The organism is Micromonospora sp. URMC 106, assembly GCF_051386395.1.
Classification (GTDB): domain Bacteria; phylum Actinomycetota; class Actinomycetes; order Mycobacteriales; family Micromonosporaceae; genus Micromonospora.
The window spans coordinates 188,752-206,699 of sequence record NZ_JBPQTP010000001.1 but is presented as its reverse complement, the minus strand read 5'-3'; the positions used below and the strand labels follow the sequence as shown (position 1 = coordinate 206,699).

General features: G+C 75.5%; 12 protein-coding genes. 3 read left to right on the top strand and 9 right to left on the bottom strand.

The window, feature by feature from the left end:
- Window positions 1–95 precede the first annotated feature (95 nt).
- The 4 genes from ACSNOB_RS00780 to ACSNOB_RS00765 form a co-directional block, all read right to left on the bottom strand.
- Window positions 96–740: a response regulator gene (locus ACSNOB_RS00780; protein WP_436684545.1), complete on the bottom strand. Its 645-nt coding sequence runs from the start codon at window positions 738–740 to the stop codon at window positions 96–98.
- The gene (locus tag ACSNOB_RS00775) at window positions 731–1,876 is read right to left on the bottom strand and encodes a sensor histidine kinase (RefSeq protein ID WP_436684544.1); all 1,146 of its coding nucleotides are present in this window, start codon (window positions 1,874–1,876) and stop codon (window positions 731–733) included. The genes ACSNOB_RS00780 and ACSNOB_RS00775 overlap by 10 nt, the downstream gene beginning before the upstream one ends.
- Before the next feature lie 4 nt (window positions 1,877–1,880).
- Window positions 1,881–2,696 carry a DedA family protein gene (locus tag ACSNOB_RS00770; protein ID WP_436684542.1) on the bottom strand — a complete coding sequence of 272 codons (816 nt, stop codon included), beginning with the start codon at window positions 2,694–2,696 and terminating at the stop codon, window positions 1,881–1,883.
- 115 nt (window positions 2,697–2,811) lie between these two features.
- Window positions 2,812–6,207, bottom strand: a complete 3,396-nt coding sequence (locus ACSNOB_RS00765) for a BTAD domain-containing putative transcriptional regulator (RefSeq protein WP_436684541.1) — start codon at window positions 6,205–6,207, stop codon at window positions 2,812–2,814.
- 172 nt (window positions 6,208–6,379) lie between these two features.
- On the opposite strand from ACSNOB_RS00765, the gene ACSNOB_RS00760 reads away from it, so the two are divergent.
- Together ACSNOB_RS00760 and ACSNOB_RS00755 are read left to right on the top strand one after the other, a co-directional pair.
- On the top strand, window positions 6,380–7,258 hold the full coding sequence (locus ACSNOB_RS00760) for an alpha/beta fold hydrolase (RefSeq protein WP_436684539.1): 879 nt from the start codon (window positions 6,380–6,382) through the stop codon (window positions 7,256–7,258).
- 115 nt (window positions 7,259–7,373) lie between these two features.
- A complete protein-coding gene (locus ACSNOB_RS00755) occupies window positions 7,374–8,285 on the top strand; it encodes an MOSC domain-containing protein (RefSeq protein ID WP_436684537.1) in 912 nt (303 codons plus the stop codon).
- A gap of 7 nt (window positions 8,286–8,292) precedes the next feature.
- On the opposite strand, the gene ACSNOB_RS00750 is transcribed toward ACSNOB_RS00755, so the two are convergent.
- The 5 genes from ACSNOB_RS00750 to ACSNOB_RS00730 form a co-directional block, all read right to left on the bottom strand.
- The gene (locus ACSNOB_RS00750; protein ID WP_436684535.1) at window positions 8,293–9,462 is read right to left on the bottom strand and encodes a creatininase family protein; all 1,170 of its coding nucleotides are present in this window, start codon (window positions 9,460–9,462) and stop codon (window positions 8,293–8,295) included.
- Complete coding sequence (locus ACSNOB_RS00745; protein ID WP_436684533.1) at window positions 9,459–11,252, bottom strand: ABC transporter permease; 1,794 nt, start codon at window positions 11,250–11,252, stop codon at window positions 9,459–9,461. The genes ACSNOB_RS00750 and ACSNOB_RS00745 overlap by 4 nt, the downstream gene beginning before the upstream one ends.
- On the bottom strand, window positions 11,249–12,322 hold the full coding sequence (locus tag ACSNOB_RS00740; RefSeq protein WP_436684531.1) for an ABC transporter ATP-binding protein: 1,074 nt from the start codon (window positions 12,320–12,322) through the stop codon (window positions 11,249–11,251). The genes ACSNOB_RS00745 and ACSNOB_RS00740 overlap by 4 nt, the downstream gene beginning before the upstream one ends.
- A 174-nt stretch (window positions 12,323–12,496) precedes the next feature.
- On the bottom strand, window positions 12,497–13,543 hold the full coding sequence (locus ACSNOB_RS00735; protein ID WP_393110674.1) for an extracellular solute-binding protein: 1,047 nt from the start codon (window positions 13,541–13,543) through the stop codon (window positions 12,497–12,499).
- A gap of 50 nt (window positions 13,544–13,593) precedes the next feature.
- On the bottom strand, window positions 13,594–14,757 hold the full coding sequence (locus ACSNOB_RS00730) for an ROK family protein (protein WP_436684528.1): 1,164 nt from the start codon (window positions 14,755–14,757) through the stop codon (window positions 13,594–13,596).
- Between the two features lie 418 nt (window positions 14,758–15,175).
- Between ACSNOB_RS00730 and ACSNOB_RS00725 the strand changes: the two genes are divergently transcribed.
- Window positions 15,176–17,872 (top strand): sugar-binding protein, encoded by a 2,697-nt coding sequence (locus tag ACSNOB_RS00725; protein WP_436684526.1) that lies wholly within the window; start codon window positions 15,176–15,178, stop codon window positions 17,870–17,872.
- The last annotated feature ends 76 nt before the right edge of the window (window positions 17,873–17,948 follow it).

Sequence of the window (17,948 nt, the reverse complement as noted above, 5' to 3'; positions counted from 1 at the left end):
CACCCCCCACGCACCGCAAGCCAACGCCGACCACCCCCCACCGCGGCGCGAGCCAAGCCGAAGAGGCAGGACCCGAGCCAGCACGCAGGAGAGCCTCAGACCCCGAGGTACCGCAGCACCGCGAGCACCCGCCGGCTGTAGCCCGCCGCCCGCGACAGCTCCAGCTTGTCGAAGATCGTGTTGATGTGCTTCTCCACCGCGCTCTGCGACACGTGCAGCCGCTCCGCGATCGTGGCGTTGGTGTGGCCCTGGGCCATGTGGTGCAGCACGTCCCGTTCGCGTGGCGTGAGCCGCGCCAGCGGGTCGGCCCGGTCGCTGCCGGCCAGGACCTGCCGCACCACCTCGGGGTCCAGCGCCGTCGCGCCCTCGGCCACCCGGTCCAGGGCGTCGAGGAAGTCGTCCACCTGGGCGACCCGGTCCTTGAGCACGTAGCCGACGCCCTCGGGACGGTCGGCGAGCAGCCGGGTGGCGTACCGCCTCTCGACGTACTGGGAGAGGACCAGGACGCCGGTGCCGGGCCAGCGCCGCCGGATCTCCAGGGCGGCCCGCAGCCCGTCGTCGGTGTGGGTGGGCGGCATCCGCACGTCGGTGACGACGACGTCGGGCCGGTGCCGGGCGACGGCGTCGACCAGCTCGTCGGCGGAGGGGACGGACGCGGCGACCTCGTGGCCCTCCTCGGCCAGCAGCCGGGCCAGGCCCTCCCGCAGCAGCGTGGAGTCCTCGGCGAGCACTATCCGCACGGCAGCTCCACCGACACGGTGGTGGGCCCGCCGGGCGGGCTGTCGACCCGCAGTCGCCCGTCGAGCGCGGCGACCCGGCGAGCCAGGCCGGACAGGCCCCGCCCGGCGGGGTCGGCCCCGCCGACGCCGTCGTCGTGCACTGTCATCCGGACGTGCCCCTCCCCGGAGTCGATCTCGACGGTGATCAGGGTAGCGGCGGCGTGCTTCGCCGCGTTGGTCAGTGCCTCGCAGGCGACGAAGTACAACACCGTCTCGACCTGCCGCTGCGGGCGTACTGGCAGGTCGCAGCGGACGCGGACCGGGACGGCGGAGCGCTGCGCGACCATCTCCAGCACCTGCCCGAGGTCGGCGTCGTCGAGCGCCGACGGGTACACCCGCCAGGCCACCTCGCGCAGCTCGGCGACGGCCTGCTGGGCGTCGGCGTGGGCCTGGGCGAGCAGCGCGGCGGTGCGCTCGGCGTCCCGGCTGCGGCGGGCCCGGCCGAGCAGCATGCCGAGGGCGACCAGCCGCTGCTGGAGGCCGTCGTGCAGGTCCCGTTCGATGCGCTGCCGCTCGGCGTCCACGGCGGCGATGACGCCGGCGCGGCTGGCGGCCAGCTCCCGGACCCGCTCCTCGAGCAGGGTACGGGCGTTCGGGCCGAGCAGGTGCCGGGCCAGCCGGACGTCCAACGCGGCCACGCTCACCACGGCCTGCACGTTGACCAGGAGCAGCGCCGCGCCGACGACGACCTGCAGCAGCGCGTCGGTCACGCCGAGGTCGCCGCGCAGCGTGGCGCGCACCACGATGGACGCCAGCACGACGCCGAAGGCCAGCACCCCGTACGCCAGCAGGCCGAGCGCCCCGGGCAGCAGCCGGGCGGCCAGGTAGCCGACCTGCCGCCGGGCAGCAGCCCCGGGCGGGAGCGCGACGCGGTGGAACCGGGCGAGCCGGTCCCGTTCCCAGCCGGTGAGCGTCGTGGCGTACCGCCGGACAGCGGTGCGGACGCGTCGGCGGGCCGGCGGCACGAGCGCGGCGCCGGCCACGGCGACGGCCGAGAGGACGAGGAACAGCGCCTCGACCGCGGCCGTGAGGATCCCGAGGGCGACGCCGACGGGGATCCGGGCGGGGCGCGGCGGGGCCAGCCGGGGTGCCGCCATCGGCTCAGCGCGCCCCGTCACGGTCCCACGGGGCGGGCTGCTGCCCGTCGGAGTAGGCGCTGCGGTAGATGGTGCCCCGGCCGCCCGGGTCGGGCGCGTGGGGCAGCGGGGAGGGTCCGGCGGCCGGGTCCGGCTCGACGGCCGCCGCCGCGCCCCGCCGGGCCCGGATCACACGGGAGACCACGAACCAGCCGACGGCCGCCACGCTGGCGAGGATGACGACGTTCTGCAGCACGCCGACGTACCCCTCGACCAGGTGCCAGTTGTCGCCGAGCAGGTAACCGGCCATCACGAAGGTGGTGTTCCAGATCAGGCTGCCGAGGGTCGTGTAGACCGCGAAGGTCAACACGGGCATCCGCTCCACGCCGGCCGGGATCGAGATCAGGCTGCGGAAGATCGGGATCATGCGGCCGAAGAAGACGGCCTTGACCCCGTGCCGCAGGAACCACTCCTCGGTGCGGTCCACGTCGCTGAGCTTGACCAGCGGCAGCCGCTCCGCGATGGCCCGGATCCGCTCCCGACCCAGCGCGGCGCCGATGTAGTACAGCGCGAGGGCGCCGAGCAGCGAACCGAGGGTGGTCCAGAAGATCGCGCTCACCACGCTCATCCGCCCCTGACCGGCGACGAAGCCGGCGAGCGGCAGGATCACCTCGCTGGGGATCGGCGGGAAGAGGTTCTCCAGGGCCACGGCCAGGCCCGCGCCGGGGCCGCCGAGCCGTTCGACCAGGCCGGTGACGTAGCCGACCAGGCCACCCTCGGGCGGCGCGGAATCCCCGGTGGCGGTTCCGGCGGCGAACAGGGCGTGCGCGGTACGAATCATGGTGCCCACGCTACGAACCCATCCTGAGAGCCCGCCATGGGGCCGGCCGCCCGGTCGCGTCGGGCGACCGCACCGGGCGGGGTGCGGAAAACCACAGGAGCCGCCGGACGGAATCCTAGTTGGCGGCCCGCGCCGCGACCGCACGGGCGGTCCGGCGGTGCGCGGCGGCCTCGTCGGGGCGGCCCAGCGCGGCGGCGAGGTCGGCGAGGTGGTGGGCGACCGGGCCGAGGGTGAGGATCCCGCTGCCGGCCCCGGCCAGCTCGTCGGCGGCGGGGGCGAGTTCGGCGTACGCCCACCGCATCGTCGCGTGGTCGCCGAGGGCGACGGCGGCGCGGGCGGCGAGGCAGACGCGGGCCTCGCGCAGCAGGTCGTGCGGCGAGTCCGGCAGGGCGTGCAGCGCGGCGGCGGCCTCGCCCCGATGGCCGGCGGAGAGCAGCACCACGGGGCGTGCCCAGGGCTCGTACGGTCCGAAGTCCCCGTCCGTCCCGTCGATGTTCCCCGGCCCGGCGGCTCCCCGCTCCCCCGCCGCGGGTGCCGGGCGCAGGGACAGCAGCGCGAGGGCGAGCAGGCCGTGTTCCATCCCGGGCATCCCGCTGCCGGTGAGGCTCGCGTGCGCGGCGCGGTACGCGGTCGCCGCCCCGGCCCGGTCCCCGCCGATGGCCAGCCGCAGGGCGGCGTACCACCGGGTGAAGACGTCCACCAGCGGCAGGTCGTACCGCTCGGCGAGGCGGTCGGCGGCGCGCGCGTGCGCGTCGGCGGCGGCGAGGTCGGCGAGCGCGCAGTGCGCCTGCATCAGCACGAGGTGGCCGAGGACCTCGAAGCTCACCAGCTCGTGCCGGGCGGCCAGGTCGACCAGTTCGGCGCCGATGCGGGCGCGCTCGCCGGCGAGGCCGGTCCGCCCGAAGGCGTGCAGGAAGCGGGCGTTGAGCGCGTGGGCGAGCAGCGCCGGGTCCGACAGCCGCCGGGCGATGGCCTCCGCCTCGCACGCCGCCCGGTGGCCGCGGTCGGTGGTGGTGCCGCGCAGTTCCAGGGCGAGGGTGCTCAGCAGCCGGCTGCGCCGTTCCGGCTCGTCGTCGCCGAGCGCGGCCAGCGTCCGCTCGGCGGCCCGGACGACCTGGCGGGACAGCCGCTCGTCGTCGTTGCGGGTCCAGATCGCCGGGACGTCGAACGCGGTCAGCACGCTCGTGGCCAGGACCGCATCGTCGAGCCCGACGGCCGTGGCGATCGCCGTCGAGCGGAGCCGCCGCGCCTCGTCGAGGTGGCCGGTGACGGCGAGCGCGCGGCCCAGCCCCATGGCCGCGTCCAACCGCCCGCGTACGTCGTCGTCGCCGGCACGGTCGTGCGCGGTGACCGCCTCCCGCCACAGGCGGGCCGCCTCGTGTGGGTGGAAGCGGCGCTCGGCCTGCTCGGCCGCCAGGCGGGTGTAGCGCGCGGCGCGGGGCGCGGTGGCCCGGCTCGCCGCGCGGGCGAAGTGGTGGGCGAGGGCGGCGACGTCGTGCGGGTACAGCCGCTCGATCGCGTCGCCGGCGGCGGCGTGCCAGCGGGCGCGGCGCGGCGCGGACAGGTCCCCGTAGAGGGTGTCCCGCATCAGGATGTGGGTGAACCGCAGCCGCCCGTCGGCGTCCCGCTCGCTGAGGAAGCCGGCCGCGAGGGCGCGGTCCAGGGCGTCGAGGACCTGCGCCGCGTCGCCGGCCAGCGCGGCCAGCACGTCCGGGTCGACGTCGCGGCCGAGCACCGCCGCCTGCCGCAGCACGGTCTGCGCCGCCTCGGGCAGCCGGGCCAGGCGGTGCCGGATCACGTCCCGCACGCCCGCCGGGACCTGCTCCAGCGCCGACGGGCCCGCCGCGGCCAGCAGCCGCGCCAGTTCCCGGACGAAGAACGGGTTCCCGCCGCTGCGCCGGTGGATCACGCGTACCACGGCGGCGTCCAGGTCCTGCCCGCTCACCGTGCGGGCCAGGTCGCCTGTCGCCTGCTCGGACAGGCCGCCGAGGTAGACCCGGACCGGCTCGGCGCGCGCCAGCCGGGCCAGGGCGGCGGTCAGCTCCGGGGTGATCTCGGCGGCGCGGTACGTCCCCACGACCAGCACCGGCCCGGTGACCGGCTCGGGCTCGCCGACCAGGGCGGTCAGCACGTCCAGGGTGTCGGCGTCGGCGCGGTGCAGGTCGTCGACGACCAGCAGCACCGGCCCCCGGCCGGCGGCCGCCGAGACCAGCGCGGTGACGGCCCGGTGCAGCCGGAACCGGGCCGCCGCCGGGTCCTCCCCCCGGTCGGCGTCGAGGGGCACCCGGCCGGTCGCCCGGCTCGCCGCGTCCGTGGGGTCCGGCTCCGGGTCGCGCGCCGGGGCGAGTGCCTCGGTGATCCGGGTCCACGGCCAGGCGGCCGGGGCGCCCTCGTACTCGGGGCTGTGGCCCCACGCCGGCGTCCAGCCGGCGGCGGCCAGGTCCCGGGTGAGCGCGTCGGCGAGCGCGGTCTTGCCCGCGCCGGCCTCCCCCGAGACCAGGGCCAGCGCGGGGGCGCCGCGCCGGGCGACCTGCCCGGCGGTCTGCCGCAGGCGGGTCAGTTCCTCGTCCCGGCCGACGAACGGGCGGCGCCCGCCCGACGGTGCCGCGCCGGGCCACGCGGGCGCGACGGCGCCGGCGGGCCCGGAGGCGCCAGCGGACCCGGCGGCGGGCCCGGGTGCGGCGGCGGACCCGGAGACGCGGGCGGGCGCGGGCGGAGCCGCCGGGATCAGCCCCGGCGCCTGGGCGAGGATGTCCGCCTCCAGTTGCCGCAGCCGGGGGCCCGGGTCGACGCCGAGTTCCGCCACCAGGGTGTCGCGGACCTGCCGCAGCGCGGCCAGTGCCTCGCCCTGTCGGCCCGACCGGTACAGGGCCGTCGCCAGCAACTGCCAAGCGTCCTCGCGCAGCGGGTGGCCGGCGGCGTGGGCTCGCAGCCCGGTGGCCGCGTCGGCGGCCCGGCCCAGGGCCAGCAGCGCCTCGGCCCGCCGTTCCACGGCCAGCAGCCGCAGCTCGTCGAGCCGGTTGATCTCCCCGCGGGCCCAGGGGTCGCCGGCGAACTCCGCGTAGGCGGGGCCGCGCCACAGCGCGAGCGCGTCGTCCAGGCAGGCCAGCGCGGGCTCGCCACGCCCGGCCGCCAGCAGCTCCCCCGCCTCGGCGACCGCCGCCTCGAACCGCCAGGCGTCCACCGCGTCGGGCTCGGCGCGCAGCGCGTACCCGGGCGGGGCGGTCACCAGCAGCCGGGCCGGCTGCCGGGGTGGCCGGCCGGGCTCCAGCGCCCGGCGCAGGTCGGCGACGAACGTCCGGATCGCTCCGACCGCGCCGTCCGAGGGCGCCTCCCACAGGTCGCCGACGAGCCGGTCGACCGGTACGACCCGACCTCGGGCGATGAGCAGGCGGGCCAGCACCGCCCGCTGGCGGGGGCCCTTCAGCGCGACGGGGCCGAGGGCGTTCGCCGCCTCCACCGGGCCCAGCACGCGGAAGCCCACCACGGGTGCCGCCGCCTGCCTGGTCATGGCACCAATCTAGGCATGCCCGGGCGGCCGTCCCGCGCGGCCGGGTGTCCGGGCGCGCGCTCACCCGTTGCTGACCGGTCGCTGATCACCCCCGGGCACGCTCGGTGGCGGATGGCGTGGCCCCGACAGGCACCGCCTCCGCCACCCGACCGGCACCGCAGAAAGGGCCACCATGAACCCGACGATCTCAGGATTCGACTACCGGCGCGTCACCGTCGCCGACGGCGTGACGCTCAACGTGGCCGTCGCCGGCACCGGCAGCCCGGTGGTGCTGCTGCACGGCTTCCCGCAGACCCACCTCATGTGGCGGCACGTCGCCGCCGACCTCGCCGCCGACCACACCGTGATCTGCCCGGACCTGCGCGGCTACGGCGACAGCGACAAGCCCGCCGACCCCGACGGGACGGCGTACGCGAAGCGCACCATGGCCGCCGACGTGGTCGCGCTCGCCCGCGCGCTGGGACACGACCGCTTCGCCCTGGCCGGGCACGACCGTGGCGCGCTGGTCGCCGTCCGCGCCGGTCTCGACCACCCGCGGGCGGTCACCCACCTCGCCGCGCTCGACGTGCTGCCCACCCTCGACATGTGGGAGGTCATGCGCGGCACCACCGCGGCCGTCGGCTTCCACCTCTACCTGATGGCCCAGCCGCCCGGCCTGCCCGAGCAGCTCATCGGCGCCAGTCCGGACGCCTTCTTCGGCCACTTCCTCGACGCCTGGACCCGGGACCCCGACGCCCTCCCCGCCGACGTGCGGGCCGCGTACCTGCGGGCGTCCCGGAAGGCGGTCACCTCGATCGTGGCCGACTACCGCGCGTCGGCCGGCATCGACGTCGCGCACGACCGGGCCGATCGCGCGGCCGGCAACACGCTGCGCATGCCGGTGACCGTGCTCCAGCAGGACTGGGGGTCGGCCCTGGGCTTCGACGCGGCCGGGCTGTGGCGGGCGTGGGCGCCGGACCTGGAGCACCACACCGTCACCTGCGGCCACTTCATGGCCGAGGAGGCGCCCGCCGAGGTCGTCAAGGCCCTGCGCGCCCTGCTGGGCAGGTAACCGGCGCGCCCGGACCCGCCGCCGGGCGGCAGCGCCCGGTCGTACGCCGGCCGGCGGGCTCCGGGCACGCGCGGCGGGGCGGCTGCCGCCGGCGGATCGGACTAGGGTGGCGCCCGTGACCCAGCGCACTCCGAGCGCGGGCGGACCGCCCGCCGACGCGCCGTCGATCCCGCACGGCGATTCCCGCGGCGGCGGGCCGGTGACCGGGCGGCTGGCCCAGCTCTGGCGGTATCCGGTGAAGTCGATGTTGGGCGAGCGGCTGCCCGCCGCCGACGTGGACACGGCGGGGGTGGCGGGCGACCGGCGGCTGGCCCTGCGCCACCGGGACACCGGGCGGGTGGCCAGCGCGAAGCACCCACGGCTCTGGCGCGACCTGCTCACTCTCCGCGCGGCCGGCGCCGCGCCCGGCCCGGTCCGCGTCACGCTGCCCGACGGACGCGAGGTGTCCAGCGTGGACGACGACGTCGACGGCGTGCTGTCCCGGGTGCTCGGTGCCCCGGTGACGCTGATCGACCGACCGCCCGCCGGGGCGACCCTGGACCGGGCGGACCCGGAGGCGGTGCTCGCCGACGGCCTCGCCGCCGAGGTGCCGGTGGTCGCCAACCCTCTCGGGGCGGCGGCGCCGGGCACCTTCTTCGACTTCGCCCCCGTGCACCTGGTCACCACGGCGACCCTGGCCCGGCTGGCCGCGGAGATGCCCGGCGGCACGCTCGACGCGGCCCGCTACCGGCCCAACCTCGTCGTCGAGGTCGACGCGGACGCCTTCGCGGAGAACGACTGGGTCGGCCGCGAGCTGCGGATCGGCCCGCAGCTCGTACTGCGGGTGCTCGCGCCCACGCCACGGTGCGCCGTGCCGACCCTGGCGCACGGGTCGCTGCCCCGGCAGAGCGACGCGCTGCGCGTCCCCGCCCGCCTCAACCGGGTCGCGCCGCTGCCGCAGCTCGGCCCGCAGCCGTGCGTGGGGGCGTACGCGCAGGTGGTGCGCGGCGGCCGGGTGGAGCAGGGGTCGGTGGTCGAGGTCGGCTGAGCGCGGCTCAGTCGTCGTCCTCCTCGTCGCCGCCCGACCCGGTGTCAACCCGGTCGAGCAGGGCGTCGAGGCGGGCCGCCGTGTCGGCCGAGAGCCGCTGCTCCTCCACCGCCTCGGCGAGACGCTCGCGCAGGTCCTCGACCCGCTTGGCCCGGTCCTTCGGCTTGCCGCGGTTCAGCTCGGCGAGCTTGTCCCGCAGCTGCTCGACCGTCTTCCGGTCGATCTCGCCCCGGGCCTGCGCCCGCACGAGCACCGCGGCGAACTCGGCGGCGAGCTGACGCAGGCCGATCGGGTCGGGGCGGGCGGTCACCGGCGGCGGGGCGGTGTTGCTGGCCGGCGGCGGGGCGGCCACCCAGGCGGCGACGACCTCCCGCAGCCGGGTCGCGGCCAGTTCCCGGACGCGGCGGCTGGTCTCCTCGCCGGCCAGCGAGACGTGGCCGGACCAGCCCTGCCACGGGTCGGGTCGGGACTCCACCAGCACGTACGGGTGGCTCACCGGCAGCTTCGGCCTCGGCGGCAGGTCGGCGACCGCGTCGAGGCGCACCGCGCCGGGGTCGAAGCCGAGCACCCCGTCGGTCTCGTACGCCCCGCCGTGGCCGCGCGCCGGCAGCGGCCCGTACAGCTCGGCGGTCTCGGCCGGGGTGACCAGCTGGAACCAGTTGACCAGCAGCAGACTCGCCGTGCGCCGCCCGGAGACCCACTCCATCGCGGCCCGGACGGTGGACATGTTGGCGTCGTGTCCGTTGACGATCAGCAGTCGGGGGAACCCGGCGGCCACGATCCCCTCGATGACGTCGGCGAGGTAGCCGACCGCGATCTCGGGTCGGATCGCGACGGTGCCGGGCCACGGCCGGGTCTGGCCGGGGCAGGCGGCGTACGGCACGGCCGGAAAGAGCACCCCGCGCGGACCTGCTGCCGGGTGCCCGCCGGCCGGGGTCGCGGCGCCGTCCGGGGTGCCGCCGGACGGCACCGCGCCGTCGCCGCCGGGGGCGCTCTCGGCGGCGAAGCCCTGGGCGAGGATCAGGTCGGTGCCGAGCGGCAGGTGCGGGCCGTGCCACTCGACCGCGCCCACCGGCAGCACCGCGAAGTCGGCCGCCTCGGCCACCGCCGCCAGCTCCCCGCCGGGGATGCGGGCGGCGGGGACCAGCCCGCCGCCGGCCGGCCAGGCCGCGCTCACGCCGTCCACCGCGCCGCCTCCCGGCTGGAGCGCCGGCCGCCCTCCAGCCGGCCGGAGAGCACCATCACCACGAAGATCAGGACCACCTGGAGCATGCCGTACGCGGCGGCGGTGCCGACCTCGAACGAGTACATCCTGTTGTTGATCTCCACGGAGATCGGGGCGGTCTCGGAGGTATAGATGAGCACCGAGGCGACGAACTCGCCGACGCCGTGTACGAAGGCGAGCAGCGCGCCCGCCACCACGCCGGGCAGCATCAGCCGCAGGGTGACCGTGCCGAACGCCCGCCACCACGACGCGCCCAGGTTGCGCGCGGCTTCCTCGAGCGACGGGTCGATCTGCGCCAGGGTGGCGGAGCTGGACCGGAACACCAGCGGCAGGAACCGCACGAAGTACGCCAGCGGCATGATCCAGAAGGTGCCGATCAGCACCTGGCCGAAGCTGAACGCGTTGCCGGTGCTGAACGCCGAGATCAGGTTGATCGCCACCACCGTGCCGGGCAGCGCCCAGGCCAGCATGACCGCCACGTCCAGCAGACCCCGGCCGCGGAAGTTCAGCCGCCGCACCGCGTACGCGATGAGCACGCCGACCACGACGCAGGCGACGGTCGCGATGAGGCTCATCTGCAGCGAGTTGAGGATCGGCTGGAACGCCGTCGGGTCGGAGAAGATCGTGACGAAGTTCTGCGTGGTGTACGCCGCGGGGATCACCTCGGTGGTCCAGGAACCGTCCTGGGAGAACGCCACCAGCGCGATGGTCGCCACCGGGGCGAGCAGCACGGCGGTGGCCAGCAGCGACGCGAGAAGGGCGAGCCACCTGCCGAACGGGTTGGTGATCTCGCGCCGGTGCGCGGCGACGCCCTTGGACTGGGAGCGGTAGCTGCGCCGCCCCTCGTACCAGCGCATGCCGAGCAGGAACAGCACCGAGACCACGCCGAGCACGGAGGCGTACGTGGAGGCCATCGGCAGGTCGCCGTTGGTGCGGTTGATGTAGATCTGCATCGTCATCGTCTGGTCCACCCCGAACAGCAGCGGGGCGGTGTACGAGGCCAGCGAGGTCATGAAGACCAGTAGCGAGGCGGAGACCAGCGCCGGGGTGAGCATCGGCAGCAGCACCGTGCGCCACACCCGGACCCGGCCGGCCCCCAGGTTGTACGCCGCCTCCTCCACCGACGGGTCCATCCCGCCGAGCGCGGCGGAGGCGGACAGGTAGAAGTACGGGTACATGGTGAAGGTGTGCACCACCAGCACCCCGGCGACGCCGCTGAACGGCAGCACCGGGTTCTCGGTGCCGAAGAGCTGCTGGAGCCCGCGTGGCAGGATGCCGGTCTCGCTGTAGAGCAGCTGGAACGAGATCGCCCCGATCAGCGGCGGCAGGGCCGCCGGCACCAGGATGATCGCCTCGATCAGCCGGCGGCCGGGGAACGAGAACCGCTTGAGCAGGAAGGCCATCGCCACGCCGACGATGCCGCAGAGCAGCACGCTGGCCGCGGAGATGACCAGCGAGGTGACCAGGGACGAGCGGGCCACCCCGTCGCCGGTGAGGAAGTTGCCGTAGTTCTCCACCCCGTCCACGCCGACGCTCTCGGCGAAGGTGGCGAACATCGGCTGCACCACGTACCCGAAGAGGATCAGGGCGAGCGGGAAGACCAGGACGTACGGGAACCAGCGGGAGCCGGTGCCGCCGGCGAACCGGTCGGCGAGGCGGCGGCGCGGGGCGCGGGGCGGGGTCGGTTCCTGGGTGACCGGGGCGACGGTGGCCGGGCTGGGGGTGGCGGGGATGGTGCTCACGGCCGCACCACCCACATCCGCTCGCGGTTCAGCCGCAGTCCGACCTGGTCGCCGACGGCGACCCCGGCCGGCACGTCGATCGCGGCGACCTGCACCGGCTCGCCGGCCACGTCGACCACGAGGTTGGTGGCCATGCCGGTGAACTCCACCTCGGTGATCCGGCCGGGCAGCGCGCCCGCGTCGGTGGTGGAGGTCAGGCCGATGTGCTCGGGGCGGACCGACACCAGCGCGGTGTCCCCCTGGCGCAGGCCGTGCCCCGTCGGGGCGGGGACGACGATCTCGCCGCCGGCGGGCAGCCCCACGGTGACGGCCTGCCCGGCGGCGGTGACCACCGGCAGGGAGAGCACGTTGCTGCGGCCGATGAAGCGGGCCACGAAGCTGGTCGCCGGGCGGTGGTAGATCTCCTGCGGGGCGCCGATCTGCTGCACCCGGCCGGACTGCATGACCGCGATCCGGTCCGACATGGCCATCGCCTCGGCCTGGTCGTGGGTGACGTAGATGGAGGTGGTGCCGGCCTCGCGCTGGATGCGGCGGATCTCCACCCGGGTCTCCTCGCGCAGCTTGGCGTCGAGGTTGGACAGCGGCTCGTCGAGCAGCAGCGTGCGCGGCCGGATCACCAGGGCCCGGGCCAGGGCGACCCGCTGCTGCTGGCCGCCGGAGAGCTCGTCGATGCGACGGTCGCCGTAGCCGGCGAGGTGCACCTGCCCGAGCGCCTCCTCGACCCGGCGCCTCGACTCGGCCCGGCCGACCTTGCGGATCTTGAGCCCGTACGCGACGTTCTGCGCGACGCTCATGTGCGGGAAGAGCGCGTAGTTCTGGAACACCATGCCGGTGTCGCGCTTGTTCGGCGGCCGGCGGGTGACGTCCTCGGCACCGAACCGGATCCGGCCGGAGGTGGGGAAGTAGAACCCGGCCACCATGCGCAGGGTCGTGGTCTTGCCGCAGCCGCTCGGGCCGAGCAGCGTGAAGAACTCCCCGGCGGCGATGGTGATGTCGACGTCGTCCACGGCCGCGGTGTCGCCGCCGCGCGCGAAGCGCTTGCTCACCGACTCCAGCGTGACATCGATCATAAGGTCCTCTCCTTCGTGCGGTACCGGACCTGGTCGGTCGTGGGATGGGGGGCGGAGGCGAAGGGCACCTTCCGACGCCTCCGGGTGGAGAAAAGCTGCCCTCTCACACCGTCCCGGCGCCCCGCGGGCGGGCGTCCGGGGGCGGAACGGGCCCGCCCGCGGACGCCCGGGCGGTCAGCCCTTGTTCTTGATCTGGCTGTTCCAGTGGTTGATCCACTCGGTCTCGTTCTTGCCGATGACGTTCCAGTCGACGTCGAGCGGCTTGAGCTGGAGCTGGGCCAGCCACTCGGGCTTCTCGGCGATGTCCACGGCCGGGATCTGGTAGTAGTCCTTGGCCAGGTCGGCGCGGAGCTTGTCGTCGAAGAGGAACTCGATGAACTTCTGCGCGCCCGCGCTGTTGCCGCCCTTGACCGCGGCGAGGCCGTCGACCAGCACCGGGGCGCCGGAGGCCGGCATGACGTAGCCGAACGGCATGTTCGACTGGTTGGCCTGCAACAGGATGTCCTGCAGGTTCCAGGCGCTGAGCAGGCCCTGCTGGCGGGACAGCTTGAGGTAGAGGTCGGTCGGGTTGGCCGCGTACGCGCCGGTGTTGGCGTCCAGCTTCTTCAGCCAGTCGTAGCCGGGCTGCGGGTTGCTGCCGTCCGCGGACTGGCGCACGATCATCGCGGCGTAGATCGACCGCATGGTGCCGGACGCGGCCACGTCCCGGATGACGATCTTGTCCTTCCACTCCGGCTTGAGCAGGTCGTCCCAGTCCTTCGGGGCCTGTTCCGGGGTGAGCGCCTTGTTGTTGTACATGATCACCTCGGGCAGCAGGATCTCCCCGAACCAGCGACCCTCGGCGTCCTTGTACTTCGCGTCCATCTTGCCGGCGAACGTCGGCTGCCAGGCCGCCAGCAGGTCCTCGGACGCGCCGGACGCGAGGCCCTGCTGGGTGCCGCCCCACCAGACGTCGGCCTGCGGGTTGGCCTTCTCGGCCCGGACCCGCTCCAGGATCTCCTGGGCGCCCAGGTTGAGGATCTCGACCTTGCCCTTGTACTCGGGGTACTTGGCGGTGAACTGGTCCACCACGTAGGTGGAGACCTTCTTGTCGCGGGCGGTGTAGATGGTCAGCTTCTCGGCGCTCGCGCCGCCGGCCGCGTCGTCACCGCCGCCGCCGCAGGCGGTGCCGGCGGCGAGCACTGTGGCGAGCGCGCCGGCGAGGAGAAGGCGACGTCTCATGGGGTACCTCCGAGGGGTTAGGGGAAGGGTGCGTGGTGCGGGGTGTGTGGTCAGGGGGTCGGCAGGAGGGTGGGCAGGCCGGCAGCGGCCGCGGAGAGGGCGTAGCTGACGGCGCCGTGCAGCACCGCCCGGTCGCCCAGCACCGCCCGGCGAACCTCCGTGGCGCTCGGCGCGGCGGCGCCGACCAGGGCCTGGAGCCGGTCGACGGCGGCGTCGTCGAGCTGGGCGGCGGCGCCGCTGAGCAGCACCCGCCCGGGGTCGACGACGCAGACACAGGAGACGATCAGCCGCGACCAGGCCACGAGCACCTCGTCGAGGTACGCGGCGGCCCGCTGGTCGGTGGCGGCCAGTTCCACCAGGGCCGCGACGGGCGAGTCGGGGCGCCGGCCGGGGGCCAGCGCCACCACCCGCTCGGCGATGGCGTTCTCCGACCAGCGGGCCTCGAACGGGCCGATCCCGTCGTGGCCCCGGTCGGCCGGGTCCAGCGGCAGGAAGCCGACCTCCCCGGCGGCCCCGCCGGCGCCCCGGCGGACCTGCCCGTCGAGCACCAGGCCGGCGCCGATGCCGTCGGCGACGTGCAGCAGCAGCAGGTCGGCGACGTCGCTGCCGGCGCCGGCCGCGTGCTCGCCGGCGGCCATCAGGTTCACGTCGTTGTCCACCACCACCGGCACCCCGAGCCGGCGCTGCACCGACTCCCCCACCGGCCGCCCCTCCACGAGGCCGACCGAGGGGGCCAGGCGGACGGCGCCGCCGGTGGATATGCCGGGCGCGGCGATGGCGACCCCGCGCAGCGCCGGCAGGCCGTCGCCGGCGAGCTCGGGCACCGAACGGCAGATGGTGTCGACGATGTCGCCGGCGAGCCGCACCGCGCGGTGGGCGATCACGGCCCCGTCGCTGTCGGCGATCTCGCAGCTGATCCGGGACGGCTCCAGCGACACCGCGGCGACCAGCTCGGCCCGGGGGTTGAACTCCAGCATCGCCCGCGGACGGCCGGCGCGGGACGCGCCGGGGCCACGCTCGATGAGGTAGCCCTCGGCGATCAGCTCACGCACGAGCGGGGTGAGCGTGGCGGGGCTCAGCCCGGTGAGCTCGGTCAGCTCGGCGCGGGAGAGCACCCGCACCTGGCGGGCGGTGGAGATCACGGAAAGCCGCTTGATCTCCTTCGACCGCTCCCGGCTCACAGGGCTCGTCGGTGGCGTCACCACGTCAGTCACACTTCCTTCCTACGGCGAACGAACTATTGAGTCAAGTAACGAAATCGTCTCGTTACCTCACGGCCACCTTCATAAGCAGCAGAAACGCGTGGTCGAGGAGGTCACCGGGGGCCGGGCAGGCGTGCTGCCGGTCGGCGGCGTGGAGTCGGATCGCCTCTCGTTTGTTTCTTTCGCAAATAAAGAAAGACCTTGCAAAGCATTGACGGGCCGCCGCGCCGGTCCCTAGCGTCACCGGGCGAAGGCCTTCCAGTGTGTACGGATCTCCGTTCCGCTGCGTACCCCCTGGTGCCGTGGCGCCCGCGCGCCCCGCGCCCCACCGCCGCCGTCTTTCGTCCGACCCACGGCCCCACGCCGACGCCGCCGCGCGTCCGTCGTCGGTGGCCGCTGCGCGGACCTCGCGTGTCGCGAAAGGATCTGCATGCGACTCAAGGCGTTCCTGCTACCCACGGCGCTCGCCCTGGCCCTGTCCGGGACACCGGCCGCCGCCCTGGCCACCCCCGCCGACGCCCGACCGACCGACACCGTCGACCTGGACGTCCTCTTCGTCAGCGCCCACCCCGACGACGAGGCCGGCAGCCTCGCCACCCTCGGCCAGTGGAAGGAGAGGCACGGCGCCAAGGCCGGCGTCGTCACCATCACCCGCGGCGAGGGCGGCGGCAACGCCGTCGGCCTCGAGGAGGGCCCCCCGCTCGGCATCATCCGCGAGCGCGAGGAGCGCACCGCGATCGGCCGGGCCGGGGTGGAGAACCTCTACAACCTCGACCGCGTCGACTTCTGGTACACCGCCTCCGCGCCGCTGTCGGAGCGGATCTGGGGCCACGACGACACCCTCGCCCAGATCGTCCGGGTGATCCGGCAGACCCGGCCCGAGATCGTCATGACGATGAACCCGTCGCCGACCCCCGGCAACCACGGCAACCACCAGCAGGCCGCCCGGTTCGCCGCCGAGGCGTTCCACGCCGCCGCCGACCCGGCCGCCTTCCCCGAGCAGCTCACCGGGGAGGGCCTCAAGCCGTTCCGGGCGGCGAAGTTCCTGCGTACCGGCGGAACCGGCAGCTCGGCCGCCGGGCCGCGGTGCGCGGCCAGCTTCGTGCCGACCGTCCCGACCGACCAGGTGTTCGGCGTCTGGGAGGGCGCTCCGAGCGCCGGCGGCAAGACCTGGGCCGAAATCGAGGTCGACGCCCGCCGGGACTACGTCACCCAGGGCTGGGCCGGCACCGCCGCCGCCCCCACCGACCCGGCGAAGATCCGCTGCGACTTCTACACCCTGGTCGACAGCCGCGTCCCGTACGACCCGGCGGACACCTCCCCCGAGGCGATCCTGCGCGGGTCGGTGCTGCCCGCGGCGGCCGGCGGGCTGCCCCGGGGCACGGAGCTCTACCTGACCGCCGACCGGTTCGACCTCGCCCCCGGCGAGACCGTCGACGTCACCGCGCACGTACGGGCCCCGCGAGACCGGGCGCTCACCGCGCCGCGAGTGTCGCTGCGGCTGCCGCAGGGCTGGACCGCCACCGGCTCCGGCGCGCTCCGGGGCGCCGTCCCCGCCGGCCGGGAGCGGACCGTCGCCTTCACCGTGACCGTCCCCGCCGACGCCGACACCAACCAGCAGCACCTCGTCGGCGCGAACCTGACCACCGGCCAGGGCGCCGGCCGCACCGACCGCGCCGTCCGGGTCGTCGCCGACGTGCGCGGCACGCTGGAGCCGCTGCCCGAGGTCGGGCTGTTCCGCGACTGGGCCGGCGACAGCGGCTACCCGCAGCTGGACACCCTGATCAAGCCGGTGCTCACCGTCGGCTCCGGCAAGAGCCGCACGGTCCGGGTCGACCTGCGCAACCACGGCGAGGCCAGCCAGAGCGGCACGGTGACCCTCGGCCTGCCGGCCGGCTTCACCGCCGACGCGGCGACGAAGAGCTACGCCGGCCTGGCGCCGGGCGCGACGGGGGCGGTCACCTTCACCGTCACCAACACCGACCCGACCCTGCCGACCGCCAACGAGGGCGGCGTCGACGGCGACTACGGCATCACGATCACCACCACCAGCGCCGCCGGCAGCACGGTCGAGACCGGCGCCCTCGAGATCGTGCCGACCAGCGAGGTGCCGCACGCCGGGCACGATCACGCCGTCGACGGGGTGGCCACGCCCGGCGAGTACCCGGGCGCGGAACTGGACCTGTCCCGGATCTGGGAGGGGCAGGCCACCACCCCGCAGGACGCCTCTGCCACCGGCCGGATCGCCTGGACCGAGGACGCGCTGAAGGTCCTCGTGCGGGTCACCGACGACGTGCTCGGCAAGAAGGTGGTGCCGCAGGACTGCAAGCGGCAGCGCCGCACCGACAGCGTCGAGATCATCGTCGACCCCAGGGGGAACTCGACGGACACCTCCACCGTGTTCAAGGCCGGCATCTTCCCCGTCACCGACGACCCGGCGGGCGGCGACCCGCCGTGCTGGCAGCGCGACGCCGACAACCGGCAGGGGCCCGGCGCCACCACCGCGCCGGGAATGACCGTGGTCAGCAAGGTCACCGCGCCGTACGCCGGCTACACGATCGAGGCGAGCATCCCGTTCGCGGTCCTGCCCGACGCGGTCGACCCGGCCCGGATGGGCTTCAACGTGCTGGTCTACGACTCGGACACCCAGGACCTGACGTCCCAGTCCCGGCTGGGCTGGTCCACCTTCACCGGCGTCCGCGCCGACCCGTACCGGTACGGTCTGGTGACCCTGCCCGGCCTCACCCCCGCCGCGCGGCAGCCCAGTGCCCCGGTCTTCCCGGACACGGCCGCCCGCAGCGTGCACAGCCCGCAGACGATCGCGCAGTCGGCGGTGGACGGCGTCGCGCCGGCCGCCGTGGCCCGGCTGCCCGAGCGGGCGCTGCGGCTGACCGCCCAGCGCCGGGTGGCCGGCGGGGTGGAGGTGACCGTCCGGGCCGACCGCACCGGCACGGCGTACCTGCACGCCTGGGACGGCGACCGCTCGCTCGGTGAGCGGACGGTGCGACTGAACTCCGGCCGGCCGGTGACCGTCCTGGTCCCGGTCACCGGCGGCACGCCCACCGCCGTCCTGGCCGCCTTCGAGGCCGGCGGCGCCGCGCTCGCCCGCCACGTTCCGCTGACCTGACCGCGGTCGGCCCCGGTCGCCCGGTCCGGGCCGGCCGGGGCCGGCGCGCGGGCGCCCCGACCGACACGGCCGCGCG

What these genes read in the sequence shown, in the direction of transcription:
- ACSNOB_RS00740 (WP_436684531.1), bottom strand. Translation starts at nt 12,322, where the DNA reads ATGATCGATGTCACGCTGGAGTCGGTGAGCAAGCGCTTCGCGCGCGGC.
- ACSNOB_RS00765 (WP_436684541.1), bottom strand. Translation starts at nt 6,207, where the DNA reads ATGACCAGGCAGGCGGCGGCACCCGTGGTGGGCTTCCGCGTGCTGGGC.
- ACSNOB_RS00775 (WP_436684544.1), bottom strand. Translation starts at nt 1,876, where the DNA reads ATGGCGGCACCCCGGCTGGCCCCGCCGCGCCCCGCCCGGATCCCCGTC.
- ACSNOB_RS00760 (WP_436684539.1), top strand. Translation starts at nt 6,380, where the DNA reads ATGAACCCGACGATCTCAGGATTCGACTACCGGCGCGTCACCGTCGCC.
- ACSNOB_RS00735 (WP_393110674.1), bottom strand. Translation starts at nt 13,543, where the DNA reads ATGAGACGTCGCCTTCTCCTCGCCGGCGCGCTCGCCACAGTGCTCGCC.
- ACSNOB_RS00770 (WP_436684542.1), bottom strand. Translation starts at nt 2,696, where the DNA reads ATGATTCGTACCGCGCACGCCCTGTTCGCCGCCGGAACCGCCACCGGG.
- ACSNOB_RS00725 (WP_436684526.1), top strand. Translation starts at nt 15,176, where the DNA reads ATGCGACTCAAGGCGTTCCTGCTACCCACGGCGCTCGCCCTGGCCCTG.